This is a genomic window from Flavobacterium sp. PS2 (assembly GCF_046250155.1).
In the GTDB taxonomy this organism is placed as follows: Bacteria; Bacteroidota; Bacteroidia; order Flavobacteriales; family Flavobacteriaceae; genus Flavobacterium.
Map to the genome: position 1 here is coordinate 4,966,135 of NZ_CP176426.1, position 25,933 is coordinate 4,992,067.

Consider the following 25,933-nt stretch of genomic DNA (forward strand, 5'->3'; position numbering starts at 1 on the left):
AAAATGAAAAACTATATTATTTGCATTAACCTTATCGCTCTTTTTGTATCTAGCTGTTCCTCTACTAAGGATAAATACAATGCTTTGAACAATTATTTTGAAACTGTTGTAACAGATTCTATGAAAGAAGTTATTGTTATAAAACAGAAAGACAACCCAAATCTTATACTCGACGTATTAAAAACAAATCAAATAAATGCTATAGATGCTAAAGGAGTAAAGCGAGTTGATAAAACTTTCTTTAAAGAAAAAGATTGGGATGCAATGAAAAAAAAGTATGGACGTATCCAATTGCCCGAGCAAGGAAATTCATTAGAAGATGAATTTTGGACAAAAGATGATTTTAGACATAAAAGAATCATTATTGAGTATTATAAAACACAAAATGATTTACTTAATAAGTATTTAGATATGCGTAATGATACTAATTATGAAATGTATTTTTTTTCAGATCCAATTTATTACCATAAAAAAAAATATTTGGTTTTTGTGGCAACTAAATCTAGCATGATAGGCGGAGGAAGCACTTTTGCTGTAATAATGGAGAAGAAAAGTGGAAAATGGATACAAACCTACGAAGCATACCCCAGTTGGTTTAATTAGATGCTTATTGCAATAATAGTCCAGATTCTTATTTATTCAATTGGAATCTGGATTGTTTTAAAAGATGTAAAAGATGAAAAAATATATTATTTGTATTGTAACTATCTCAATTTTTGTATCAGGTTGTTCCTCTACTAAGGATAAATACAATGCTTTGAACAATTATTTTGAAACCATTGTAAAAGATTCTACCAAAGAAGTTATTGTTATAAAGCGAAAATATAGTCCAAATATCACACTTGAAGTGCTAAAAGGAAATAAAATAAGTTATATAAATGTTAATGGTGTTACACAAGCGGATACTACTTTTTATAAAGAAAAAGATTGGAAAGCAATGAAAAAGAAGTATGGACGTATCCAATTGCCCGAACAAGGATATCTATTGGAAAATGAATTTTGGACAAAAGAAGACTTTAGGCACAAAAAAATTATTTTTGAGCATTATAAAACACAAAATGATTTGCTTATTAAATACATGAATTTTGATAATAGTCTTAATTTTGAAGTATACTTTTTCTCAGATCCTATCTATTATCACAAAAGGAAGTATTTAATTTTTACTGCAGTTCAGTCTCGTTTGGAAGGTGGTGGAAACTCTCATGTTGTAATAATGGAGAAGAAACACGGAAAATGGGTACAGACACATATAGGATATCCAGACTGGTTTAATTAAATGCTTATTACAATAATAGTCCAGATTCTTATTAAATAGGAATCTGGATTGTTTTAAAAGATGTGAAAGATGAAAAACCATATTATTTGTATCGTAACTATCTCAATTTTTGTATCAGGTTGTTCCTCGACTAAGGATAAATACAATGCTTTGAACAATTATTTTGAAACCATTGTAAAAGATTCAACCAAAGAAGTTATTGTTATAAAACAGAAAAAAAGTTCAAATATTACACTAGAGGTTCTAAAAGCGAACCAAATAAGTTCTGTAGATGCTAAAGGAGTGAAGCGATATGATAAAACTTTCTTTAAAGAAAAAGATTGGGAAGTAATGAAGAAAAAGTATGGACGTATCCAATTGCCCGAACAAGGATATCTATTGGAAAATGAATTTTGGACAAAAGAAGACTTTAGACATAAAAGAATCATTATTGAGCATTATAAAACACAGACTGATTTACTTAATAAGTATTTAGATATGCGTAATGATACCAATTATGAAATGTATTTTTTTTCAGATCCAATTTATTACCATAAAAAAAAATATTTGGTTTTTGTGACGACTAAATCTAGCATGATAGGCGGAGGAAGCACTTTTGTTGTAGTAATGGAGAAGAAAAATGGAAAATGGATACAAACTCATGAGGCATATCCAGATTGGTTTAATTAGATGCTGTTCTAGATTCTAATTATAAAAAGCAAAACCGCCAAAAGATATTCTTTTCGGCGGTTTAGGTTTATGAGTATTATTATAAAAATTAGGAATCGTTTATTTTATTACCAGTTTTTTACTTTGCTTAAGTGTACCATCTGTAATTACTACATAATATATACCTGTTGGTAAGTGGTTCACATGATAAGTAGTTGTATTACGAACTGTATCTATAAGCGCTCCATTGTTGTTGTAAATTGTAATTACCAGATTAGTTGATTCTATATTCTTAAGTGAGAAGTTTACAACATCTGAAGCTGGATTAGGAGAAATTGTAAATGATTTATCGTTTTCAAATTCATTAATTCCAAGCGTAGGAGGAAGGGTAACGTCCATAGGAGCGCTCCAATCACTTGCTCCATTTGCGTATACAGCTCTTATTCTTATTTTGTAATTTCTCTCTTCTCCTTGTTTCTCAATATATTGACTATAAGATGTAGAGGTTGCAAAATCTGCCCATCCTGTTACTGCATTATATAATTGAATTTCATAACTAGTAGCACCATTAATTAATGCCCATGTAGCGTAAAATCCGTAAGGGTAAGTTCCATTAGATGGATCGTAAAATACAGGAATTGGTAGCGCTGGGTTTGCATCATCGATAGTTACTGTTGCAATATTAGAATAAGTAGAATAAGTCGTATTCTCGCTAGCTCTTACTTTATAAGAGTAAGTACTTCCTGCAGTTAATCCTGTATCTGTATATGAAGTTTCGTCGGCACTAAGAGTTGCAATTACGCTATATGCTCCGTTTCCTAAAGCTCTTTCTATAGAGAATCCAGTTTCGATGTCTGCATTATCATCCCATGTTAAATCAACTTCAAGAGTAGCTGCATTTGCTATTGCAGCAAGATTAGATGGCGCTACTAAAGCTCCAGGAAGTGTAAAGTCTCTAGGAGTACTCCAGTCACTTGTACCTGTTGCATTTACAGCTCTCATTCTTACTCTATAACTTGTTTGTGTTCCTTTTTTATTAATATATAAGAAATGAGCAGTTGATGTTCCTTGGTCAACCCATCCGTCAGTTTCATTATATACCTGAATGTCATAACTAATTGCACCATTGATTAATCCCCATGTTACATAAAAACCTGCAGCATAAATTCCTGTATCTCCTTCATTAATTATTGGCTTAGCCAATGTTGGGTTCGGATTAGAATCTTCGATTGTTACTGTTGCCACATTCGAGTAATCAGAATTTGTAGCATTCATATTTGCTTTTATTCTATAAGAATAAGCGTTTCCTTTTGTTAATCCTGTATCTGTATAAGAAGTTATGTTTGGAGCAAAAGTTTTAATAACGCTATATGCACCAGTTCCTTCAGCTCTTTCTAATGTGAATCCTGTTTCATTATCTGAGTTATCTACCCATGTTAATGCAACCGAAAGTGCTGTTACATTTACTGTTCCTGCCAAATTGCTAGGCGCATTGATAATTGGGGTTGTTATAGATTCGTTTGGTTTAGTATTGTAAGCAAAATTAGTAACGGTATATCCGTCTCCGCTTGCAGTTACTTTTACTTTCATCCATCCGTAACATATTCTTCCTCTATTAGTGTATTCAAAACCTACATAACCAGTTTCGTTATCCCAAGTATTGTATGTTGCCGTACGTAAATCTAATTGATTAGGATATGCTCCCGGAGCTGTAAAATTACTTGATGCTCCTATAGTACCACCTGCAGGAACTTTAGTGATATTTCTTGTTCCTGGTTCGCAAACTAATCTTTTACCATAAGTTTCTATTTTTAATGCATTTGCTGCAAATTGCCATGCCCCATATTCGGTATTATCACCGATAATTAAGCTAAACCATTGCCAGTTTGCTGCTGGTGAAGCTACATAGTCTGGATTGTCTACATAATAGATTCCAAAAGGAGCTTCAAATTCTACTTTTATTGTTTTAGATGCATTATCTAGTGTTGTAATTCCGCCAGTTATTGCTGCATCCTTAAATGTAACTACTACCGAAGAATTATTATTAGGTAAGTGAGAAGTTGCTTTTCCTGTTAAAGCAAGTACAGCTTTAGTGTTATTCTCTAATGTTAAAGTTGCAGTTAATCCTGCTGGTACTCCTGTAATTGTATAATCGGTACCTACAATTAATGCTCCTGAACTTTTGGTAAAAGTTCCGTTATTGGTAGATAATGTAATTACTGCATTTGTAGGAACTGCACCATCATTATTATCAGATTCATATAATGTGCTTGGTGATAATGTTACCCCAACTTTTGCAGTTACTCCTGTAGTTATAGGCGAACCTGGTTGTGTGTTATATGCATATTCAGATATTGTATATCCGTTTCCGTCTGCATCTACAGTAACTTTGAACCATCCGTAACAAGTTGCGCCCTCAAGCAGAAAGTCAAAACCTACATATCCTGTTTTACCATCCCAGTTTTTGTATGTTGTAGTACGTAAATCTAATTGATCAGGATATGCTCCCGGAGCTTTAAAATTACTAGCAGCACTTATTTGAGTATTTGCATGAAGTAATGAAATGTTTCTGGTTCCTGTTTCACATACTAGTTTTTTAGCATAGGTTTCAATTTTTAATGCATTGGCTGCATATCTCCAAGCTCCAAATGATGGATCATCTCCTTTTTCGATATCAAATGCTTTCCATGTAAGCGCCGCATTTGCAGTTGCATCTGGCATATCTACAAAGTAAATTCCGTATGGATCTGCAAATTTAAGATCATAGTATAAAGCTGTACAAGTCATAGTCGAAGCTCCGCCTGAGAAAGCTGCTGGTAACAATGTAATTGTTCCTTTGGCACTATTAGATTTTAAATGGCTTGTTGCTTTTCCCGTTAAAGTAACTGTTAATTGAGAATTAGAATTAACTGTTATTACTGGAGTAATTCCTGCTGGAAAAGTATGGGTAAAATGTGTTCCAGAAGTTAGTGTTCCAGAAGCTAGAGCAAATGTCTCTGTTCCTGTAAGGGTAATTGTTGCAGCAGTATCAAACGAGCCATCATTAACAACTGCTTCTTTAAAGAAATTTGTGCTTGAAGCTAATAATCCTCCTGTTGTATTTACTCCCGTAGCAATTAAGTTACTTTCTTGCCAAAGTGTTTTTCTTGCAGGATGTTCTAAGGCAGCAAGCATTCTGTCTATTTGACCCTGAGTATACATTTTGTAACAACCTTGAGCACCATTGTAACCCATGTAGTTTTCATTATTTACTCTGTCACCATTACAATTTGTTCCTTGTGTACATGACAACGTATGTTTACCATCTTCCAGAGGAGTGTCATCTACTTCATCAGAACCTGTGCAACCACCTTCAAAAGTGTGTATTAAATTTAGGAAATGACCAAACTCATGTGTTAATGTAGCCGAAAATTCTTTACTATAAGAGTTGTCAAACAAATAAGCACCGTTAAATACAACTCTCGCTGTATTACTAGCAGTCATACCTGTACTTGGGTACCAGGCAACTCCTGAATTGTTAAGTGTTCCATCGGCATATAAATCGTTCTGAATATAAACATTCATATACTTTTTATTATCCCATGCATCAGCAGCGATTTGGTCATCGTATCCGCCACCATTACCATAACCATTTTTTGCAGGGTGAAATACAACTCCAGAAGAGCAACCTCCATTTGGGTCGATTTTAGCAAGTTTAAATTCAATTTTTAATGTTCCTCTTCTTGCCTGAAAAAAAGGATCTACAGTTGCGTAATCTGCATTACGACCATTAAAATCATCATTTAGTTCTTTTAGGTGGTTTACGATTTTTTGGTAAGTAATGGTTTTCCCGCTTTGAACATCACCGTAAATATGAAACACTACTGGTATAACATAGGACGTTTCTACTTTTTTGGATGTTTTAGATTTTCTTTCAGCACTGAATTTTTTGCTGAATGCATCAAAGTCTAGTTTTTCTTTTAATGCATGGGGATTTTGTTTGTAGATCTTTTCGTTTTCTTCGCTAGTCCGACAAGGTAATCCTTGAGCACTTATCTTTAAAACGAAAATGAACGCCATAAATAAAAATAATTTTGTTTTCATAATCTTAGGAATTTGTTAGTATGAAACCAAAGATATTTTTATATTGAATTATGTAGTTGTACTATTTTATTCGTTTATGATATCAAATTATCTATAAATTAACCTAGAAATTACATTATGTATTTTTATTCTTATAAAATGATAGATATTTCTCATATTGCGATTATTTGTTTTGAATAATATTTATCATTGAGTGTAATTCTATGTGATGGTATCTAATACATAGAATTATAGACTTTATACCTAAAAAAGAATATAAAATGATAAATATTTTTTTGACATAGCTGTTTCCTATGTGGATTTTAAATAAGTGAAACGTCTTTTTTAGAGTTTGTAAAGTCTATGTTTCTATATTTTGAAATGTTTGTATCCAAGCTTAATAATAAACCCATAAAATTTGACATAAAAAAAACAGGCACTGTTAGGTGCCTGTTTCAATTCATGGAATTACTTAATATGTTACTAACTCAAAATTAAAATTTATCCCAGAATAATTTTGTGGTCATTTTGTCGCCACCAATCGCAGTCGCTGCTGCATTATAGTTATCTCTGTTTAATGTTGAATCAAAAAGGGAGTATATGTTTCTTACTGGAACTTTTCCTTCAGCTTCACTAACAGCAGTTATTGGAGCGATAAGAATAGGGAAGTCTAATCTTCTGTATTCTGTCCATGCTTCAAAACCACGGTTGTAGTAAGCAATCCAAAGTTGGTAAGCAATTTTTTGTTTATCAGTTCCGAAAGCTGTTGCAAAAGCAACATCGGTTCTTGCTAAATAAGTATCAGCATCTGCAGTAGAAACTCCCCAGTATTTCATACTAGAACGAATTCCTTCTTCGTAATAATCAGCAGCAGTACCACCTACATTAAATCCTCTGCTAGCTGCATCGGCAAGTAAGAAACTTGTTTCTGTATGGTCGAAAATTACACCAGGATTTGTTTTTTCTTTTAATTTTAAACCTACATTAGAGAAGTTTTTATAAGAAACTTGTTGTGCATAAGGCGCTCCTTTGTATTCGCCTGCAATTTTTGAAGCTGGGTCAAAAAAGATATCTCTTCTAGGATCGGATTTTCCATTTAACTCATTTACAAAAAATTCAGTAGGCATAATTTGGCTTTCATTTACCAAACTATTATACAATGGATTTTCATCTATTGTAGTTGAATAGTATTGGAATAAAGCATTTTCAGCATTATTCATTATCACACCTGATGTAAATGCACTTTCGACCATAGTCTTAGCTTTAGCTGGATCAACATCTGCAAGGTGCATTCCCATTTTTAGTTTAACGCTATTGGCTAATTTTTTCCATTTACCAACATTTCCTTTATAAATAAGATCTGCGTTTCCAAAACTACCGTAAGCATCATCTAGATTAGCAATTGCGATATCTAGTCTGGCAGCTAAATCTAAATAAACAGTTTTAGCATCATCATATCTAGGATTTGGAAAACTTTCTATATTTAAAGCTTGCGTGTAAACGATGTCTCCAAAAAGATCTACCAATGTTTGGTAAGTCATTATAATTTGAATCTCTAAAACTGCTATTTTATTCTTTTTAACAGCCACTTCTATTGGTCCTAAAGCTACTTCATCGTTTGTTTTGTTTTTAGCCATTACAAAATCTTGTAAAACATCTCTATAAAGTACTACATTATGAGAGTTTCCTAAATTTCTTTTGGTTTGATTGTAATTTACCTCATCAGTATAGGTAGATGTAGTCCAATGTTGAGCATAACCTCTAAAGTTGTTATCATTTACAGATGCATTAGTCAGGAAATAAGAATAATTTACTTGAGAGCTAGTCATTAAAGTACTAGGTAATGCAGTAGTATATGCTTTAGTATTCTCGTTTAGGCTATCGATATCGTCACAAGAAATTGCCGAAAGCAATAGTGCACTTGCAAAGAATATTATATTTAATTTTTTCATTTTTATATTTTTTAGAATTGAACTTTCATATTAAAGTTATACTCTTTTGATGTTGGCAATACACCAGTTTGAAAACCTTGTAAGTTTCCAGATGACATTCCAGCTTCTGGATCAGCATAAGGAAGATTTTTACTTATGATCCATAGGTTGCTGCCATTTACAGCAAAAACAAGACTGTTAATAAATGTATTCTTTAGGTATTTTGATGGAAATCTATAGCTTAAACCAACTTCACGTAATTTTACATAAGAAGCATCATAAACGTATGCTTCCTGTGGCATTGTGTTGTAAGTATCATAATCAGCTAAGACAACTGTAGTATTAGGTGAACCATCAGCTTTTACACCACCAAGAATAATTCCTCCACCATCTGCAATAGAATTTCTTACAGGATTTCCTAAATGGTTATTTCCTACAGTACTTTGGTATATACCTGTTGTATTACCATATTGTTGGTCTAAAGAATATACATCACCACCTTTTTTTACATCTATCAAGAAGTTGAATGTGAGGTTTTTATAAGTAATAACGTTATTAAATCCTCCAGTCCATTCAGGATTTACATCACCAATTGTTGCACCAGCTACAGTTTCATATCTTCCGTTTGGTTTCACAACTCTTTGTCCATCTAAATATTTAAATCCAGTTCCGATAAGTTGCCCAATTGGTTTTCCTACTTCTGCAATATATCCTACACCTTGAAATGATCCAATAGACATTCTATCGGCACCATCAAGACTAATTACTTCATTTCTATTAGATGACCAGTTGATTCTTGCCTCCCAAGAGAAATTTTGGGTTTTAAATGGTATAACATTCAATGAAAGTTCAAAACCTTTATTTTGTACATCACCTCCATTTATCCAAGCTCTGGAATAACCAGTTTGTACTGGTGTCTCGATTGATAAAATCTGATTAGTCGTGTTAGTTCTGTAATAAGAAAAATCTAAACCTATTCTGTTTTTTAAGAATTTAAGTTCAATACCAGCTTCAGTACCTTTAGTAAGTTCACTTTTTAGGTTACTATTAGCTTTGTTGTTTTCAGTAGAAAAACGTATTCCATTTGGTCCAAAATTACTATTCTTAGGATATGTAGATTGAATTACTGCAAATTCAGCATCATTTCCAGTTTCTGCGTAATTTAAACGTAGTTTACCAAATGATAACCAATCAGTTTTAAGGTGATTGCTAAAGATGTAAGTTCCTGTAAGAGAAGGATAAGTATACGTGTTGTTTTCTTTAGGTAATGTAGATGATTGATCTACCCTGTATGAACCTTCTATGAAGTATGTTTCATCAAAGTTGAAAGTTGCATTAGCATAGACACTATTTGTACCTATAGTTTCTAAGAACTCATTTGGATAATTAATTGGATTTACTGTATTACTCAACATGTATTTACCAGGTACAATTAAACCACCATTAGTTTCTACATAAGTATTACCATTTGAAGAACGTCTTGAGTTTGCTCCAACTAATCCGTAAAATTTGATTTTTTCTGTGATATTCGTTTTAAAATTTAAGATTAAATCTAAATTGATCTCACGGAATGTTTTGTCAAATCTTGAGTATTGTCCTAATGTATTTGGAGTTCTTTTTGAACCTACAGCAATGCGCTCTTCTTGTAATTGTTGGTAAAAATCTACAGATCCTTTTCCAACAACATTTAACCAACTTGTTACATCAGTGCTTAAAGCAAAATTACCAAAGAAACGATCTCTGTTTAATGAGTTGTAATTGTTATAACGTTGAAAATATGGGTTATCATGAAATTGAATTTTTAAGTCTGTTGGCCCACCAACACTCCAAGTTGTGTTTCTTCCAGTTATGTTATAAGCATCTTCTAAATCCTGAAAATCAGCACTCATATTATACCATTGTCTTACACTGCTTAAGTAGTTATTTCCACCATCACCATATCCGGTTTCATTCATTCCTTTAGCATATGATTTTAGGTAATTTGCAGAAGCAGATACTTTGGTTTTATCACTAATTTTATAACTTCCTGAGAAATTGAAGTTATCTTTTCTGTTGTTACTGTTTGGTAAAACACCTTGTACTTGGTTGTAATTTGTGTAACCAAATCTAAAATCACCGCTATCATTTCCTGCTGCAACAGCAATGTTATTTGTGTAAGTAAGACTATTTTGGTAAAAATCGTTAGGATTCTTTTTTACAGGAGCCCATGGAGTTGCAATACCATAAGTAGGTAATTCCGGGTAGAAAGAGTTCCAGTTGTAAACCAATAAGCTAGGGTCGAATTTAGGTCCCCAAGAAGCATCGTCTGTTGCTGCATAAGGATGAGTACCACTTCCTAGATCTACAGTACCATAAAAATCACCATAACCACTACCATATTGATTTTGGTATTGCGGTAATGTCTTTTTATCTACAGATCCAATAGTTACACCAGAATTAAAAGAAATACCTAACCCTCCTTTAGATTTACTTCCTTTTTTTAGTGTTACAAGAATAACTCCATTAGCAGCTCTTGAACCATAAAGTGCAGATGCAGCAGCTCCTTTTAAAACGTTAATAGATTCGATATCATCCGGGTTAATGTCTGAGGCAGCATTTCCGTAATCATAACCTCCTTTATTTCCTCCACTTTGTTGTTGATCAGTATTTGTGTTGTCATTGTTCAAAGGAACTCCATCTACAACCCATAATGCTTGGTTATCATTAGTTAAAGAAGAAGATCCACGAATAATAACATTTGTAGATCCACCAATGTTATTATTTCTTCTAATATCAACACCGGCAACTTTACCTGAAATAGAGTTTGCTACGTTACCGTTATTTATTTTATTTAAATCTTCACCTTTTACTTCCTGTGTAGCATAACCAAGAGATTTTTTCTCTCTTTTTACACCTAATGCAGTAACAACAATTTCGTTAAGAACAGTTGAACCGCCTGTCAATTTAAGGTTTACTTTGGTTGTAGTTGCAGGTAATTCTTGGGTTTTCATCCCAATATAGCTAAATAAAAGAACCTGAGTAGGCGAGGCGCTGATAGAATATGCTCCATCAAAATCTGTTTGTGTGCCTGTTTTAGATCCTTTAATTAATACACTAACACCTGGTAAGGGTATTCCTGCATCATCTGTAACAATTCCTGTAACTAATCTTTCTTGCGCAAGAATTAGTTGTGTTGCAAATACAAAAAAGAGTATTGCAATTTTCCTAAAGTTAATTTTGAATTTCATATACTGGTTTTATTATTAATAAGTGCAAATATTTTGCATTTATAGCTTTTTTTATGCCAATATATTATCATAAAATCAGATTATGTTATCTAGTTTTGAGTATATTTTATCTGAGATATTGGGGTTTTTATAGATTTGAAAGTATTTATTTACCTAAAGAGGTTTTGGTGTTTTTTATCAGAAAAATTATTGGACAATATTTACCAGAATGATGAGGTATAAATCGAAGGTAAATCGCATAGAACAAGCCCAATTTTCGATTGAAATTTTGTCTTTGGTAAAATTTAAAAATCAGGAATTTAAGAAACTTGCTTTCATGATTTTATGATTTTTTTTGTGCAAACAGACATAATATTGTCTTTTTAATATGAGGAAACTTAAAATGATATGGTGCAGACTAAAAGCTCGATATGGATTCCAAACACAATAAGATGTTACAGACCATAACCCACGGTTTCAACCGTTGGAACGCACGCATTATCACGATGGTTAAAAAGGGGCAAGGAACCTTGATTAAAGTTCCTTACAGCTTACTTACAAGATCCCAAAAAAGACCTTGCAGGACAAAAAAAACAGCTACAAAATTGCTCTTGTAACTGTTTAAACTAATAGTCTTAAAGGAGGGTATAAGACTATTTATTTTTAATAAGTGTTTCTATATCTTCAATCTCTATTGGTAATGCTTCCGAGAGATTGATGTTTCCATCTGCCGTAAGTAGGTAATCATTTTCTAATCGGCAACCGATTCCTTCTTCTAATATATAAATTCCTGGCTCGCAGGTAAGCACCATTCCTTTTTCTAAAGTACGAGAATACAATCCTACATCATGAACATCTAGTCCTAAATGATGTGCTGTTCCGTGCATAAAATACTTTTTATAAGCAGGAGCATCTGGATTTTGATTGGCAATATCTTCATTGGTAATTAATCCTAGTTTAATTAATTCTATTTCAATTAAACCAGCCATTTGCTTCTCGTAATCACTATGTTTAATACCAGGTTTTAATAACTTAGAACCTTCTTTTAAGCAATGTAAAACTGATGAATATACTTCTCGCTGACGAGGTGAAAATACTCCGTTTGCAGGAACACATCTTGTAGTGTCTGAATTATAATTGGCATAACAAACACCAAAATCTACCAGAATCATATCATTCTCTTTGCATATCGCATCATTAGAATTGTAATGTAAGGCACAGGCATTTTTTCCAGACGCAATAATAGGTTTGAAAGCATGACGTGTAGCTCCATTTTTTATTACTTCATAAATAAGTTCTGCTTCTAGTTCAAACTCATTTATGTTTGGTTTAACAGCGCTAAGAAGTCCTTTAAAACCTTTTACACTAATAGCTACAGCTTTTTTTATTAGCGCAACTTCTTCGTCTGATTTTATTGGTCGTAATTCACGAGTTATCTTAGCAACTCTATCGTATTGATGCAACGGGTATTTCTCTTTACACCATTGTATCATTCGGTCTTGGCGAGTAGTCATTTCTGATGTTACTCTTTTTATATGCTCGTTGTGTCCTAAATAAAAGGCATCAGCTTCAAAAGCAAAAAGCTGCAAAGATTTTTCAAATTCATGAATCCATTTTACGTTTTTTATACCCGATATTGCTGTTGCTTCTTCTTTGGTTAAGAAATCACCATCCCAAAGTTTAGTATGCTCACTTACTTCTTTTACAAATAAAATAGCTCGATTTTCTTCTTTATAAGCATCTGGAAAAAGAACCAAAATAGTTTCATCCTGATCGATTCCTGTTAAGTAAAACAAATCATTATTTTGTGCAAACCCCATAACATCATCGGCATTATTAGGCATTACATCATTAGAAACTAAAATAGCAATGCTATTTGGATTCATTTTTGTCGAAAAACGTTTTCTGTTTTCGATAAATGAAGAAGAAGGTATCGATTCGTATCTCATAATTTTATAATTGAAACATTTGTGTATTAACAGAGGTATTTTTTCCAGAAATAATTTCCGAAACAATTTTACCTGTTGCTGGTGCCAAGCTTAATCCCATCATGGCATGTCCAGTTGCCAAAGTTAAGTTTTTTATTCTTTTATCTCTTGCAATTATTGGCATTCCTGATGGAGTACAAGGTCTAAATCCGTACCATGTTTCTTCTTCTTTTGGCATTTCAATTTTTAAATCAGGGTAAAACTCATTAATGCTATTAACAATTCCCTGAACTCTGTTTTTGTTAATTTTGGTATCGTTTGTATGTGTAATTTCCATTGTACCTCCAAAACGGATATCATTGTTCATAGGCGTAACAGCAACTTTTCCTTCGCATAAAATGGCAGGTATAGAAGGTTTTATATTTACATCTTTTAGAGTAAAACTATATCCTTTTCCTGGTAATATTGAAATGGACCGATTTAGCTTTTTTGCAATTTTTGGGCTCCATGATCCACACGCCAAAACAACTTCGTCGGTCATAAAAGGTCCCATATCAGTAAGTATTTCGGTTATAGTATTGTTTTTTATTACAAAATCTTCTACTGTAGTCCGGTTATGGATTTTTACATTCAGTCGGCTTAATTCATCTTTTATAAATTGCATGAATTTTTGAGGATAGATATGCGCATCACTTTTATAATGTACGCCACCTATTACATCAGTACTAGTTCCTGTTTCTAGTTTTGTTACTCCGTCTTTAGAAAGGTAATCTACTTCCAGACCAAAACATTCGGCTAACTTTCCTTCATGATTTATTTCTTCGGCAGTTTTCTCTGTTTTATAAAGCATCAAAAGACCCTTTTTTTCATAAAAGAAAGAATTGCTTTCTTTTATAAAATCCTGGTACAATTCTTTGCTAAAAAGAGATAAATTACAAAGTGCTGGCATTGCTTTTTCTACATGTTGCTTATTGGCATGTTTGTAGAATTGTAATCCCCAATTTGCCAAATCCATGCTTAATCTAGGTTTTACATAAAACGGACTTTGACTATCAAACATCCATTTTATTCCTTGTGTAATCATTCCTGGTTGTGCCAACGGAATAATATGCGAGGGAACAATCATTCCTGCATTCCCGTAGGAACATCCATCTGTCATATCCGACTTATCGAAAACAACAACTTGATATCCTTCTTTTGCTAAATAATACGCTGAACATAGTCCGATTATTCCCCCACCAATAATACTTACTTTTTTCATTATACTTATAAATTTAAAAAATCATCGGTAAGAATTATGCTCTCTAAACCAACGATTTATTTTGGATTATATTTTTGTTAAATTACCTGAAAACCAAATGCATAAGGGTCATCATCTTCATCAATGATTATATTGTTATATCCATATACTTTTGCCCATCCTTGTATACTTGGCACGATGGCTTTAATATCTCCAATAGTGGTTTCTTCTTCAACTCTTCCTATAAATTTGCTGCCAATAAAACTTTCGTGAATAAAATCTTCGCCTTTCTTTAATTTGCCTTTTCCATGAAGCTGAGCAAGTCTAGCCGAAGTTCCTGTTCCGCACGGAGAACGATCAATGGCTTTATCTCCATAAAAAACAGCATTTCTTCCTGAAGATGTTGGATCAATAGGATCACCTGTCCAGAGCATATGGCTTACATCGCGAATAGTACTATTTTCTGGGTGAATGAAAAGGTTAGGATATTTCTCGTTGATGCGCTTGCGAACTTCCTGACTGTATTGAACAATTTTTCCTGCCGTAAAATCTTGTACTCCCGAAAAATTGGCTTGAGGATCTACGATTGCATAATAGTTTCCGCCATAAGCAACATCAAAAACTATTTCGCCAAGTTCAGGACAATCTACAGTAAGTCCTTCGGCAGCGAGGTATGATTTTACATTAGTTAATCGTACCCAATCTACTTTTTTGCCTGTTTGTTGGTATTCAATCTGAACCAAACCTGCCGGAGCCTCCATTTTTATTTTCCCTGGAATTTTAGGCGTAATCAAACCTTCTTCGATAGCAATTGTTATTGTACCGATAGTTCCGTGGCCACACATAGGCAAACAACCTGATGTTTCGATAAATAAAATACCAAAATCGTTCTCAGGATTACTTGGCGGGTAAAGTATGCTACCGCTCATCATATCATGACCTCGTGGTTCAAACATTAGCCCTTTGCGAATCCAATCATATTCCTTCAGGAAATGTTGGCGTTTCTCGCTCATATTATTCCCAACCAAATTTGGACCGCCTCCGGCAACCACTCTCACTGGGTTACCGCAAGTATGTGCATCGACACAAAAAAAAGTTTTTCTTGGCATAAACTAAATAGATTTCTTGGTTATTATATCATTTACGGTTCTTGTAATTTTTAAGGGGTTTAGGTTCTGTAATGCGCTCGGTAGTAATTCGTCTGGCCAATTTTGATAACTAAATGGTCGTACCCAACGTTTAACGGCATGGATTCCTACGGCTGTAAATCTAGAATCCGATGAAGCAGGATAGGGACCACCATGAATCATCGAAGCACAAACTTCGACTCCTGTAGGTACGCCATTAAAAATTAATCTTCCAACTCTGCTTTGTAAAGCATCAATAATAGTATTAGAATTAGCTATCTCTTTTGGTTCTGCAAGTATAGTACCTGTTAACTGTCCGTCTAATTTATTAATAATTCTTTCTAATTCCTCATCATTTTCGCATTGTACCACAATAGAAAATGGACCAAATACTTCATGACTTAATGTAGCATTCTCCAGAAATGTTTTACCATTTACTGTAAGTATAGTTTGTGGTGCATAGTTAGGAGATATTTCACCTTTATATTCCGCAATAGTACTTACTCCATTTTGAGATTTTATTTTTTCTCTGCCATTATTAAAGTCGTCTTTAATAGATGGATGTAACATACATGAAGGCGCAATTTTTTCAATTTCTTCGGCTAATTGCTCCATAAATTGATTTAATTTTTCTCCTTTTATTCCTAATAGTAATCCTGGATTAGTACAAAACTGACCTGTTCCTAAGGTAATAGAATTTGCATAGGCAGTTGCCCATTTATTACTATTTTTTTCTAAAGCCTCTGGCAAAATAACCACAGGGTTAATACTTCCCATTTCTGCAAATACAGGGATAGGCTCCGGACGTTGCGATGCTAAATTAAATAAAGCTCTACCACCATTAATACTTCCTGTAAACCCTACCGCTTTTACAAGTGGATGTTTTACTAAAGTTGCTCCAAGTGTTACACCACTACCAATTAGGTTTGAGAAAATACCTTCGGGCATATTGTGTTTTTTGGCTGCTTTTATAACTGCCGAGGCTACCATTTCGCCAGTTCCTATATGCATAGAGTGGCTCTTTACAATTACTGGACAACCTGCTGCCAATGCCGATGCTGTATCGCCACCTGCTGTAGAAAATGCAAACGGAAAGTTACTAGATCCAAAAACAACAACTGGACCTAATGGAACTAACATTTTACGTAAATCATCTTTTGGTAAAGGCTGTCTGTCTGGAATTGCAGTATCTATTGTTGCTTCAACCCAGCTTCCTTCAGCAAGCATATTTGCAAATGAGCGTAACTGAAAAATTGTACGACCTCGTTCTCCTTCGGCTCTGCCTTTTGGGAAACCAGATTCTGTACAATATACCTCTAATAATTCATCGCCAAGGGCAAGGATTTCTTCAGCAATTGCATTAAGAAAATCTGCCTTTTTTTGAGCTGGACAATTTCTATAAACTTTAAAAGCATCATTTGCTAATGCTACAGCTTCATCAATTTCCTCTGGAGTAGCTTCTGTAAATGTCCAGGGATTTTCTATGTTTAACTGTGGGTTTATTGTTTTATAGGTTTTTGTTCCATCAGCTTTAAGCTTGCTTCCTATATAATTTTTTCCTGTAATCATTTTTTATGTATTAAGATTATAATTAAATCCAGACTTGTTAAAAAAAATATTATGTTTTATGAGCTGGCTATCTACTCTAATAACCAGCTCAAAAACAAACCAAACTAAAAACAAATCTAACTAAACTTAAAAAAGAATATTATTGTTAACTCCGTTGGGGAGGATTTTGTAAAAATAATTTTGACGTATTGTACTACAAGTTTTACTTATTTGCATTTACATAATATAATTACAAATCAATTTTAACGAATAAGTTTTTACGTGTTAAAATATAATCTACCTCAACGGGTAATGTATGCTTTATAGTACTATGGATTTATAATCTGGAAGAGTTGGTCTAGTGCGCAATGCTTCTGCAATGATTGCCAAAACTCTTTCTCTTTCTGCTCCATGAAGTGGTAATCTTGGTGCACGAACAAATTCTGTTCCCAGACCAGTAGCAACTTCTGCCAGTTTTATATTTTGTACCAATAGTGGGTTAATGTCTAGTTCTAACAAAGGCAAGAACCATCTGTAAATAGCCAATGCTTCTTCGGCTCTACCAGCTTTTGCTAATTTAAAAATAGCGACAGTCTCAGCTGGAAACGCATCTACTAAACCAGAAACCCATCCGTCAGAACCCATAAAAATACTTTCTAATGCTAATGTATCAACACCAGATAATACTTTTAAACGACCTTTAAAACGGTTTATAATTCGGGTAACATTAGATATATCTCTTGTAGATTCTTTTACTGCCTGAATATTATCAAATTTCAAAATTTCTTCAAACATATCCAATGATACATCAATTTTGTAATCAATAGGATTGTTGTAAATCATGATAGGAAGTGAAGTGCTTTTTGCCACTTCAGAGAAATAAGTAACTGTTTCATGACTTGCTGCATTGTAACGCATAGGAGGTAATAACATTAATCCTTTTGCACCATTTTCTTCTGCTTTATTAGCAGCTTGAATCGCAGCCCGAGTAGTTTGCTCGGCTATATTCATAATCACCGGTACTTGCCCGTTAACTATATTAATAGTCTCTTTGATTAATTCTTTTTTTTCATCCTCTAATAAAGTGCTTGCTTCTCCAAGTGTACCTCCCAGGATAATCCCAGAAACACCTGCCTCGAGCTGAGCTCTTACATTTACTCCAAACATGTCGAAGTCTAACTTGTCATCGGCAGTAAACTTTGTTGTAACTGCTGGCATAACGCCTTTCCATTGAATACTCATAATTACGATTTTAATTTTTTCAAAAATATTTATAACCTGCAAATATGTAATTAGGTAAGTTATCACAAAAAGATACTATATTATCCGATTTTATACTAATTTTTAAAATTATTACTTAATATGTATACATTTTTTTATATTTATAGAATATAATTAATCCGTTATGAAAGTATTTCCATTTAAGATTCCAAAAACTAAAGAAGATTCGCTCATTTATCAAGAAGACGTAGAATTTGTTTTTTATGATAAATTGCACCAACACGAAGAAATACAAATAAGCTATATCGAGAATGGCGAAGGAACCATTTTTGTAGGCGACACAATTTCTCCATATCAAAAAGGAGATGTTGTAGTTATTGGTAGTAATTTACCACATGTATTTAGAAGCGAAAATAATACCAACGAGCTTTCGGTAATGCTAACATTGTTTTTTACGACTAACTCTTTTGGGAAAGATTTTTTTACGCTTCCTGCTTTAAAAGACATTCAGCCATTTTGGGAAAACAGTAAGAATGGTTTTGTGGTTAATAATCCTTCAAATAAAGTTGTTAAGGCATTTAAAAAAATAAAAAAGGTAAATGAATTTGATCGTTTTATTCTTTTTCTGGAAATAACCAAGAAGTTATCTCAAGAGAATAAAACGCCACTTTCTAGTTATATATATGATAAGAAAATCACAGATAATGAAGGAAAGCGAATGCAAACGGTTTTTGAGTACGTTATGACTAATTTTCAGAAGAATATTACTCTGGAGGAAATCGCTGCATTATCAAATATGACTAAAAATGCTTTTTGCAAATACTTTAAAGTCCGGACCAACAAGACATTTTTTCAGTTCCTGATAGAAATCCGGATTGAGCGGGCAGGGAAGTTATTATCCAGATCACAAGAGTTATCTGTACTGGAAGTTTCAGAATTATGTGGGTTTAATAATATTTCTAATTTCAATAGAAAATTTAAAGAAATAAAAGGAATTTCTCCCCTTGCATACCGCAAATCTCAAATGTTAAAATGGAAAGAAAAAGCATAGCTATGATTTTAAAATCCATTTTTTAAGTGTTTTTTATGTTGAAAATTTTAAACCTTTAGCTTTAAAATTACTAAACAATACTTGGCGTGCACTACTAATAGTTTCTTCGGTGCGATAAATACTGCACCAGAATTTCACTAGTAATTTATAATTACCATCAGATATGGCGGTATAATAAATTTGTGGAGTTCTGGAATTGTTTATCAATGTTTGAGTTTCAAGTGCTTCAAGTACAATTAAATTAATATCATCTGGAACAATGTCGCCTTCAACATCAAAGGAAATTTCGACTAGTTTAAAGTTATCAGTATAAGTCCAGTTGGTAATATTTTGAGATAATAAGTTACCATTTGGAATTATTATTTCAGCACCATTTGGAGCATTAATTTTAGTTGTACGAAGTCCCATTGCTTTTACGCGACCAGATTGAGAACTAATTTCGATTACATCGCCAATTTGTATTGGTTTATCAAAAATTAAAATAATACCCGACACAAAATTGCTTACAATGTTTTGCAAACCAAGTCCAACACCAACTCCTAAAGCACCCAATAAAATGCTTAGTTTGTCCAGCGGCATTCCTGATGCGGCTACAGCCAATAAATAACCTCCAATTAATACCACAAGACGTGTTATTAATAATTTAGAATGTTGGCGTTTGTTTACATTTTCTTCATTCTCATCATCGACTTCACCAAAAAAGTAAGCAACGTATTTTTGCAGAAGGTGAGCCATCCAGATTATAATAAAAAACAAAACAATATTACCCAAGGTAAATGTTATACTACCAATAGTATTTGGGTGGGTTAATAGTGATGTAAATGATGCACGTAGCGATTCCCAAATGTTTAAATTGGATGCAATCACCACCAACCACATATAACTGATTATTATTATAAAAGGTCTTTTTAGATTATCTGATAAACTCTCATGATCAAAAATGGTTTCGATTCCGCGTTTGATTCTTGTCGTATATATTTGTAAAAGAATTATTTCTAGAATTATTTTTAATAGTACGCTAAGTGCAATAATTTGAGTAATTGCAATAAAGGCAGTAAGGCTTAACATATTTGAGAGAGAAACTCTACCGTAAATATTAAAAACAATAGCCAAACCATTTAAACCTATGAATATTATACTTGCCCATTTAAAGAATCCCTTTATGTATAATTGATCCTTAATACTCTTAAGCTGAACTAATCCATAACGTATTCCGAAGACATTAATTAGGATAAAAGCGCAACGTTGGAACAAGCCAACCCCGATAAATAAATCCAGGAAACAAAGCGCAGAAAATAATCCTACTAATAGAAACAAGTTTCGCATTGATTCCTTAGACCAATGATTTTTAAATAGAAAAGTAAGTACCACAAGCAGTATCAACTGTAATGATTCTATAAATAGGGCGGGAGCATATAAATTACTTACGATGGCAATATTAAGCCCAATTACAATTACAGGAATAATAATGCCACTATTTAAGTATTTAAAGTTTAGTAATGTAAGGTTCTCAAAATGATTGTTATTTTTTAGGTATTTAAGATTGCGAGAAATGTACCAAGCTAATAATCCCATAAAAAATGTAAGAGTGATTAGTCCGCCGATACTATAATTTAAATAGTATGATACCACGCTATTCTCTATAGCTACTTTTGCTTTAATATTTTGCGATATGTCTTTTTTGGCAATCGTATCGCTAGTATTCCATATAAAAGGATATTCTCTGCCAAGAATACTTATTCCAGATTTTTCAAGCTTTTTTTCTACAGTTAATAATGCACTCGAAACAGCTATTTTTCTTTGTACCGTCAGTCTGTTTTTAGTATTAAGAACCTCTAGATTGTGATTCATGAGGCTATCTGTACTTAAATAAGTCTTTTTAAGATTTAAAAATTCGCTCTTAAATTGCTTGCGAAGTATGGTATCTTTTAATAGTGTAATTAGCGCTTTGTCTTTGCGTAAGTCAGCAAATCGGCCTTTGATTTTATCAAGGTTTTTGTTGCGTAAATTTATGGCAGTATTTTGTTCGTCTAATTCCTGACGAATTTCTTCTAATACAATACGATACATTTGCTGATTTCGTACATTTGGATTAGCTCCTTTTAAATTAGCCAGAATAAGATCTAGTTTATTTTGAGTTCTATCTATTTCAGTAAACAGATGAAATGTACTTCCTTCAAAAACTGCGTCATTATAAGCAGATTGCAAAACCTCTCCAGCTTTTTCGATAGCCATAAGATAGTCACTATCGGTCTTGGTCGAATCTTCAAATAATTTCCCACTACCTTGTGTTTTAGCAGTATCTGGAGTAGCCGTTGTTGTGGCTTGTGAGTAAGCAAACGGTGAGAAGAACAGTATCGTTAGTAAGGATAAAAGACAAATAAAATTTCTGTTATGACGCATAATATAAATCATGTATTTAAGACGTCAAATTTAGAAAAATATGCTTACAAAATCCAAACTTTAAGTTTTGTTTGGGTCAAAAACTATTGCCAGTTTTCTGGATATAGATACAAAAAAGAAACACGAATTGCACTAATTTTCACTAATTGGTTTGTGGAATTAATTTCACAAACCAATTTAATCATTAAGATTCGTGTTAATTAGTGCAATTCGTGTTTAAAGATTTAGTATTCCCTTAAATGGCTTTAAAACTGTTATCTAAGAAAAGCTAATTATATAAGTGATGTAAGTTTATTTAAGCGAAGTGTTTATAAACTTATATAGTTTAAATAGTTTTATAGGCAAACAATATGAAAGATTATTTCTTCATTACCAATGCTTTATTATACTCGTAGTTCATCTTTGCGATAGAAAGTACCGATATACCTTGCGGACATTCTACTTCGCATGCTTCGGTGTTAGAACAAGCTCCAAAACCTTCAGAATCCATTTGGTTTACCATTGTCAAAACCCTTTTTGATGCTTCAATTTTTCCTTGTGGGAGTAATGCTAGGTGAGTTATTTTGGCGCCAACAAATAATGCTGCACTAGAATTCTTGCAAGTCGCAACACAAGCACCACAACCTATACAAGCTGCTGCATCAAAGGACGCTTCGACGGTTTCGTAGGATATAGGAATACTATTTGCTTCGGGCGCCTGTCCGGTTGAAGCTCCAATATAACCACCAGCAGTTATAATAGAATCAAATGCGGTTCGGTCAATTTTTAAATCCCGTACTACAGGAAAAGCCGTTGCTCTAAATGGTTCAATATATATAGTGTCGCCATCCTTAAAACTTCGCATATGGAGTTGGCAAGTTGTAGTATGTTTTAATGGGCCATGCGCTCTACCATTAATCATAACACCGCATTGTCCGCAAATACCTTCTCTACAATCATGGTCAAATTCTATAACGCGTTCCCGTAGTTGGATAAGTGATTCGTTTAAAAGATCGAGCATTTCTAAGAAAGACATATGTTCGGTTACGCCATCTATTTCATAATCTACCATTTCTCCTTTAGAATTGGCATTTAATTGGCGCCATATTTTTAGATATAATTTCATCTCTTTTAGTTTTAATTATTTGTAGCTACGTACTGCAAGTTCTACTGATTCAAATACCAAAGGCTCTTTGTGTAGTTCAGGAGGATTTGATTCTCCTTTCCATTCCCAAGCCGACACATAACAAAAATCGGCATCATTTCGTACTGCTTCTCCTTCGTTACTTTGGTATTCTTCTCTAAAATGCGCTCCGCAAGATTCCTCTCTTTGTAATGCATCGTAACACATAAGCTCAGCTAATTCAATATAATCGGCTACACGTCCGGCTTTTTCTAATTCACTATTTAATGTATCATCACCAGTTATTAGTAAGTCTTTTTCAAAAGAAGCTTTCAAAGATTTTATGGCTACAATTGCTTCTTCAAGATTCTGTTTACTTCTGGATAACCCGCATTTTTCATACAATAATCGTCCTATGGTTTTATGGAAATAATCAGTTGATAAATTTCCTTTGCTTTGTAAAAATTGGTTTAATTGATCTCTAACCGTTTTTTCTGCTTCCGCAAAAGCGGGATGGTCGGTACTAATTCGGGAAGCGTTTAGTTCGCCAGACAAATAATTAGGAATAGTGTAGGGAGCTATAAAATAGCCATCGACACAAGCCTGAAGCAGAGAATTTGCACCAAGTCTATTTGCTCCATGATCTGCAAAGTTGGCTTCACCAAGGGCAAACAATCCAGGAATTGTAGTCATAAGTTCATAATCTACCCAAAGTCCGCCCATTGTAAAATGTGCAGCTGGCGAGATAAGCATAGGTTCTTTATAAGCATCGATTCCGTTGATTTTTTCATACATAGCAAAAAGGTTGCTGTATTTGGCTTCGATGTTTTTCTTGCCTTGTACAGCGATTGCATCCGAAAAATCCAAATAAACGGCATTCTTCATTGGTCCGGCACCATGACCAGTGTCAATTCGTTCTTTGGCAGCTCGTGAAGAAATATCTCTAGGAGCAAGATTACCAAAGGCAGGATATCGACGTTCTAAATAATAATCTCTTTCTTCTTCGGGGATAGCATTAGGAATTCTATCGTCTCCCGCTTTTTTAGGAACCCAAATGCGACCGTCATTTCGCAATGATTCAGACATAAGAGTAAGCTTCGACTGATTTTCTCCATGTTGAGGAAGACAAGTAGGATGGAACTGAATCCAACTTACGCCTGCCATATAAGCCCCTTTTTTGTGTGCTCGCCATATTGCCGAACTATTACAGCCCATAGCAAGCGTAGAAAGGTAATACACCTTACCATAACCACCTGTTGCAAGTACTACAGCATCGGCAGCATGACGCTCTATGGCTCCAGTTTCTAGATTACGCGCTATAATTCCTTTGGCTTTGCCATCTATCAAAACCAATTCGAGCATCTCGTGACGCGTATGCATGGTAACTTTACCAGTGTTTACTTGACGAAGAAGTGATTGATACGCTCCAAGCAAAAGTTGCTGTCCTGTTTGTCCTCGCGCATAAAAGGTTCTGGAAACCTGTACGCCTCCAAAGGATCTATTGTTTAAGTAACCTCCATATTCTCTTGCAAAAGGAACACCTTGAGCAACCGATTGGTCTATTAAACTAGCTGAACATTCGGCTAATCTATACACATTGGCTTCGCGAGATCTAAAATCTCCACCTTTTATAGTATCGTAAAACATTCTATACACGCTGTCGCCATCGTTTTTATAATTCTTAACAGCATTTACACCACCTTGTGCAGCGACTGAATGTGCTCTTCTGGGCGAATCCTGAAAACAAAATGATTTAATGTTGTATCCTTGTTCAGCAAGTGATGCCGCACAAGAAGATCCTGCAAGTCCTGTTCCTACAACTATAACAGTAAGTTTCTTTCTGTTAGCAGGATTTACAAGTTTTGCTTTGGCTTTATAATTATTCCATTTATCAGCAAGTGGGCCATCTGGTATTTTTGAATCTCTCATTTTCATACTATTTTAAATAAATATAAAGGGGAATTGCCATGAAACCTCCTGTGATAATTAGGGTATATCCCCATCCAAATACTTTTATAGCTTTTACATATTTAGGATGATAAAGTCCCATTGTTCTCGAGGCACTAAAAAAACCATGTAATAGGTGGAAACCTAATGCTATAAATGATATCTCATAAATTATTACATACCATAGTTGCGAATACGATTGTACAACAATCTCATATAAATCCTTATTTCCTGCTGCATCTACAGGCAGGTTAGTAAATTTATATACATACCAAAAATCCTTAAAGTGTATGATAAGAAATAGGAGTAGGATTGTACCTAATATGCCCATGTTCCGACTATTCCATGCACTGGCAAAATTTCTTTTGTCATAATGGTAGTTTTGTTTACTTGCAGTATTATTTTTTATAGTAACAATTATTGCATAAATTGCATGTCCGATTAAGGATAAATACAAAACCCAGGAAATAATTTTTATAAACATATTGCCTGACAATAATTTAGAGTACCAATTGAATTGTTCTCTTGCCTGATCTTCGGGTAAAAAAAGTTGTAAGTTACCAAGCAGATGTATCACAAGAAAAAAGCATAAGAAAAGGCCTGTAGCTGCGATAATCATCTTGTTTTTTAAAGTAGTAGATTTCATTATTTGCAAGATTTTTTAAGACTTAATATTAAGGGAATCCTAATTTACTATAATTCATTTAATTTTAGATTGAATCTTTTAATTAAAAACGTAAAATGGAATGGGTGTAAATAATCAATATCCTATTTTTCTGAAAAAAAATGCCTAAAAATTAAACATTGTTTATTCTTTAATATTTAGCCATAATATTCTATTAATAATGAAGTATTAAAAAATAAGCACCCCTGTTATTATGTAATAGGTAAATTTTCAAGAATAAACAAATTATTTTTTGTAAGATTTTGTACTATTTATTTTTATATTTGTTTGTATCAATGATTTTGTATACTAAATCTAATCTTAGGAATTGTATGAAAAAGATACCCTTTAACCGACTGATGTTTTTGTGTTTTAATACAAGCTTTGTTATAGCAATAAGCCTAATCCGATTAGAATGGATTAAATTTTTTAGGCCCGTCTACAATACCACAATGCAATTTTCTAAATAGTTTATCTAGATAGAAATTCTAATTTATCCTATACCGTTGTTAATACATCTGTAATGGTGTAATTATATAAACTATTCTCAAAAAGAAAGTAATTAAACTTCGTTATTAT

Annotated in this window: 16 protein-coding genes; 4 read left to right on the forward strand and 12 right to left on the reverse strand. The window is 33.4% G+C overall.

Annotation, left to right across the window (positions count from 1 at the left end; genetic code table 11):
• The first annotated feature begins 3 nt into the window (after positions 1-3).
• The 3 genes from ACJ6WR_RS21530 to ACJ6WR_RS21540 all read left to right on the forward strand — a co-directional run bounded on the left by ACJ6WR_RS21530 (position 4) and on the right by ACJ6WR_RS21540 (position 1,945).
• A complete protein-coding gene (locus ACJ6WR_RS21530; protein ID WP_123912161.1) occupies positions 4-603 on the forward strand; it encodes a hypothetical protein in 600 nt (199 codons plus the stop codon).
• Between the two features lie 73 nt (positions 604-676).
• Positions 677-1,276 carry a hypothetical protein gene (locus ACJ6WR_RS21535; protein ID WP_409416449.1) on the forward strand — a complete coding sequence of 200 codons (600 nt, stop codon included), beginning with the start codon at positions 677-679 and terminating at the stop codon, positions 1,274-1,276.
• Between the two features lie 69 nt (positions 1,277-1,345).
• A complete protein-coding gene (locus tag ACJ6WR_RS21540) occupies positions 1,346-1,945 on the forward strand; it encodes a hypothetical protein (RefSeq protein WP_409416450.1) in 600 nt (199 codons plus the stop codon).
• A gap of 99 nt (positions 1,946-2,044) precedes the next feature.
• On the opposite strand, the gene ACJ6WR_RS21545 is transcribed toward ACJ6WR_RS21540, so the two are convergent.
• The 8 genes from ACJ6WR_RS21545 to ACJ6WR_RS21580 all read right to left on the reverse strand — a co-directional run bounded on the left by ACJ6WR_RS21545 (position 2,045) and on the right by ACJ6WR_RS21580 (position 18,208).
• Positions 2,045-6,007 (reverse strand): M43 family zinc metalloprotease, encoded by a 3,963-nt coding sequence (locus tag ACJ6WR_RS21545; RefSeq protein WP_409416451.1) that lies wholly within the window; start codon positions 6,005-6,007, stop codon positions 2,045-2,047.
• Positions 6,008-6,480: 473 nt separating this feature from the next.
• Positions 6,481-7,938: a SusD/RagB family nutrient-binding outer membrane lipoprotein gene (locus tag ACJ6WR_RS21550; RefSeq protein WP_409416452.1), complete on the reverse strand. Its 1,458-nt coding sequence runs from the start codon at positions 7,936-7,938 to the stop codon at positions 6,481-6,483.
• 11 nt (positions 7,939-7,949) lie between these two features.
• Positions 7,950-11,144 carry a SusC/RagA family TonB-linked outer membrane protein gene (locus tag ACJ6WR_RS21555; protein WP_409416453.1) on the reverse strand — a complete coding sequence of 1,065 codons (3,195 nt, stop codon included), beginning with the start codon at positions 11,142-11,144 and terminating at the stop codon, positions 7,950-7,952.
• 632 nt (positions 11,145-11,776) lie between these two features.
• Positions 11,777-13,072 (reverse strand): aminopeptidase P family protein, encoded by a 1,296-nt coding sequence (locus tag ACJ6WR_RS21560; RefSeq protein WP_409416454.1) that lies wholly within the window; start codon positions 13,070-13,072, stop codon positions 11,777-11,779.
• A gap of 4 nt (positions 13,073-13,076) precedes the next feature.
• Positions 13,077-14,312: an NAD(P)/FAD-dependent oxidoreductase gene (locus ACJ6WR_RS21565; protein ID WP_039114378.1), complete on the reverse strand. Its 1,236-nt coding sequence runs from the start codon at positions 14,310-14,312 to the stop codon at positions 13,077-13,079.
• A gap of 77 nt (positions 14,313-14,389) precedes the next feature.
• Positions 14,390-15,400 carry a 4-hydroxyproline epimerase gene (locus tag ACJ6WR_RS21570; RefSeq protein WP_039114377.1) on the reverse strand — a complete coding sequence of 337 codons (1,011 nt, stop codon included), beginning with the start codon at positions 15,398-15,400 and terminating at the stop codon, positions 14,390-14,392.
• A 3-nt stretch (positions 15,401-15,403) separates the two neighbouring features.
• A complete protein-coding gene (locus ACJ6WR_RS21575; protein WP_039114375.1) occupies positions 15,404-16,987 on the reverse strand; it encodes an aldehyde dehydrogenase (NADP(+)) in 1,584 nt (527 codons plus the stop codon).
• A 300-nt stretch (positions 16,988-17,287) separates the two neighbouring features.
• Positions 17,288-18,208: a dihydrodipicolinate synthase family protein gene (locus ACJ6WR_RS21580; protein ID WP_039114372.1), complete on the reverse strand. Its 921-nt coding sequence runs from the start codon at positions 18,206-18,208 to the stop codon at positions 17,288-17,290.
• A gap of 163 nt (positions 18,209-18,371) precedes the next feature.
• Between ACJ6WR_RS21580 and ACJ6WR_RS21585 the strand changes: the two genes are divergently transcribed.
• A complete protein-coding gene (locus ACJ6WR_RS21585) occupies positions 18,372-19,238 on the forward strand; it encodes an AraC family transcriptional regulator (protein WP_039114369.1) in 867 nt (288 codons plus the stop codon).
• 33 nt (positions 19,239-19,271) lie between these two features.
• Here ACJ6WR_RS21585 and ACJ6WR_RS21590 read toward each other — a convergent pair whose 3' ends face one another.
• The 4 genes from ACJ6WR_RS21590 to ACJ6WR_RS21605 form a co-directional block, all read right to left on the reverse strand.
• Entirely contained in the window at positions 19,272-21,653 is a 2,382-nt protein-coding gene (locus ACJ6WR_RS21590) for a mechanosensitive ion channel family protein (RefSeq protein ID WP_409416455.1), read from the reverse strand.
• A gap of 346 nt (positions 21,654-21,999) precedes the next feature.
• The gene (locus ACJ6WR_RS21595) at positions 22,000-22,746 is read right to left on the reverse strand and encodes a succinate dehydrogenase/fumarate reductase iron-sulfur subunit (RefSeq protein ID WP_039114368.1); all 747 of its coding nucleotides are present in this window, start codon (positions 22,744-22,746) and stop codon (positions 22,000-22,002) included.
• Positions 22,747-22,761: 15 nt separating this feature from the next.
• Entirely contained in the window at positions 22,762-24,672 is a 1,911-nt protein-coding gene (locus ACJ6WR_RS21600; protein ID WP_409416456.1) for a fumarate reductase/succinate dehydrogenase flavoprotein subunit, read from the reverse strand.
• Positions 24,673-24,679: 7 nt separating this feature from the next.
• Complete coding sequence (locus ACJ6WR_RS21605) at positions 24,680-25,336, reverse strand: succinate dehydrogenase cytochrome b subunit (protein WP_409416457.1); 657 nt, start codon at positions 25,334-25,336, stop codon at positions 24,680-24,682.
• Between the last annotated feature and the right edge of the window lie 597 nt (positions 25,337-25,933).

Bases quoted from the DNA above. Each gene is read 5' to 3' on its own strand.
- ACJ6WR_RS21540 (WP_409416450.1), top strand. From the start codon at position 1,346: ATGAAAAACCATATTATTTGTATCGTAACTATCTCAATTTTTGTATCA.
- ACJ6WR_RS21570 (WP_039114377.1), bottom strand. From the start codon at position 15,400: ATGCCAAGAAAAACTTTTTTTTGTGTCGATGCACATACTTGCGGTAAC.
- ACJ6WR_RS21560 (WP_409416454.1), bottom strand. From the start codon at position 13,072: ATGAGATACGAATCGATACCTTCTTCTTCATTTATCGAAAACAGAAAA.
- ACJ6WR_RS21575 (WP_039114375.1), bottom strand. From the start codon at position 16,987: ATGATTACAGGAAAAAATTATATAGGAAGCAAGCTTAAAGCTGATGGA.
- ACJ6WR_RS21595 (WP_039114368.1), bottom strand. From the start codon at position 22,746: ATGAAATTATATCTAAAAATATGGCGCCAATTAAATGCCAATTCTAAA.
- ACJ6WR_RS21600 (WP_409416456.1), bottom strand. From the start codon at position 24,672: ATGAGAGATTCAAAAATACCAGATGGCCCACTTGCTGATAAATGGAAT.
- ACJ6WR_RS21580 (WP_039114372.1), bottom strand. From the start codon at position 18,208: ATGAGTATTCAATGGAAAGGCGTTATGCCAGCAGTTACAACAAAGTTT.
- ACJ6WR_RS21565 (WP_039114378.1), bottom strand. From the start codon at position 14,312: ATGAAAAAAGTAAGTATTATTGGTGGGGGAATAATCGGACTATGTTCA.
- ACJ6WR_RS21545 (WP_409416451.1), bottom strand. From the start codon at position 6,007: ATGAAAACAAAATTATTTTTATTTATGGCGTTCATTTTCGTTTTAAAG.
- ACJ6WR_RS21555 (WP_409416453.1), bottom strand. From the start codon at position 11,144: ATGAAATTCAAAATTAACTTTAGGAAAATTGCAATACTCTTTTTTGTA.
- ACJ6WR_RS21550 (WP_409416452.1), bottom strand. From the start codon at position 7,938: ATGAAAAAATTAAATATAATATTCTTTGCAAGTGCACTATTGCTTTCG.
- ACJ6WR_RS21605 (WP_409416457.1), bottom strand. From the start codon at position 25,336: ATGAAATCTACTACTTTAAAAAACAAGATGATTATCGCAGCTACAGGC.
- ACJ6WR_RS21585 (WP_039114369.1), top strand. From the start codon at position 18,372: ATGAAAGTATTTCCATTTAAGATTCCAAAAACTAAAGAAGATTCGCTC.
- ACJ6WR_RS21535 (WP_409416449.1), top strand. From the start codon at position 677: ATGAAAAAATATATTATTTGTATTGTAACTATCTCAATTTTTGTATCA.
- ACJ6WR_RS21530 (WP_123912161.1), top strand. From the start codon at position 4: ATGAAAAACTATATTATTTGCATTAACCTTATCGCTCTTTTTGTATCT.
- ACJ6WR_RS21590 (WP_409416455.1), bottom strand. From the start codon at position 21,653: ATGATTTATATTATGCGTCATAACAGAAATTTTATTTGTCTTTTATCC.